1 protein-coding gene and 1 pseudogene are annotated in these 1,352 nt (G+C 70.6%); both read right to left on the bottom strand.

Translation table 11 applies throughout. From position 1 onward, the window contains the following. Positions 1 to 744 (bottom strand): PPE family protein (locus tag A5680_RS05495; RefSeq protein WP_156675196.1); only part of this gene is annotated, 744 nt, incomplete at its 3' end. A gap of 482 nt (positions 745 to 1,226) precedes the next feature. Continuing rightward, positions 1,227 to 1,352: pseudogene (locus A5680_RS25050) on the bottom strand (hypothetical protein); the annotation flags it as partial.

Here is a 1,352-nt window from a genome sequence, read left to right as displayed (position 1 = left end):
CAACCCGCTTTGCAGGAAGTTCTGGATGGCGCTGGTCAGCCAGGTGAACGGCCCGGGCGGTGTCGTCGCGGCGGTGCTGGCCTGCTGCACGGCGGCGGCTTGCGGTGCCAGCGCGGCGACCTGGGTGGCGTTGGAGGCCACCGTCTGGGCGGTGTTGCCCGCCGGCTGAGTGGCCGCCTGGCTCACCGCCAACGCCTGATCGGCCAACCCATCAGGCGTGGTCGTGTTGGGCGGCGCGGCAAACGGGGTCAACTCCGAGGCCGTGGCCGAGGCCGCCGCATACCCATACATCGCCGCCGCGTCCTGGGCCCACATCTCCATGTACTGAGCCTCGGTCGCCATGATCGCCGGGGTGTTCTGACCAAAAAAGTTCGTCGCGACCAACGTCGCCAACAACACCCGATTCGCCGCAATCACCGGCGGCGGCACCGTCATCGCAAACGCCGCCTCAAACGCCGCCGCGGCCGCCCGACCCTGACTGGCCGTCTCCTCGGCCAACCCCGACATCGCCGAGAGCCAACTCACAAACGGCACCACCGCGGCCACCATCGACGCCGACGCCGGACCCACCCACGGCCCACTGGTCAACTCCGAAACCACCGAGCCATACCCACTGGCCGCCGTCGCCAACTCCGCGGCCACCTCATCCCACGCCGCCGAGGCCGCCATCAACGACCCCGAACCCGGACCCGCATACATCCGCCCGGAATTCACCTCCGGCGGTAACGCCCCGAAGTCAAACACCTGACGAACCGCCCGGTTCGAACGACATGTGTTTCCCTCGCGAGTGGTCTGGCTGGCTGGTTTCAAGCGAATTCGCTCGTTTGCGAAGGCTAGATCGCCGCGAGACGGCGGCGCTGGCCGCGAGCGACCGGCAGGAAGGCAACCATGCCCTTCGCTGGGCGGCGGGGAGCGTGGCCGACGAGACGCCGGGCGGATGCGCGCGGTGGCGGGCCGCCCGCCTACCTGCGGGAACGGGACGCCGGGCGGATCGCCGCCCATTCTCGGCCCCGCGAAGGTCCGGGCGCGTTAGCCTCGGGGCGGGTTAAAAATCCGGTCGCAGAAAAAGGCCCGCGCCGCGTTCATCATGGCGACGCTGCGAGCCGGCCCGGACCGGGCACGCCGCCGCCGCATGCCCGATTCGTCGCCGCATAGCGAAACACGCTTTAGCGCGGCACTTTTCGCGCGCTAAAGCGTGTTCCGGCGGTGCTGAGAGAAACCGGCGGCTATCCGGCGAAGGGGGGTCGGGCCATGACGGTGGGGCGGAATCCGTATCGGGGGCCGGCACCGGCGTGGGTGCCGCTGCCGACGCCGGCCAGGGGCACGCCGCCGCGCAGGTGGCCCGGGCCCCC

Source organism: Mycobacterium sp. E2989 (assembly GCF_001667595.1).
GTDB lineage: Bacteria > Actinomycetota > Actinomycetes > Mycobacteriales > Mycobacteriaceae > Mycobacterium.
The sequence above is the reverse complement of the archived record's forward strand: the minus strand, read 5'-3'. Positions and strand labels throughout refer to the sequence as shown.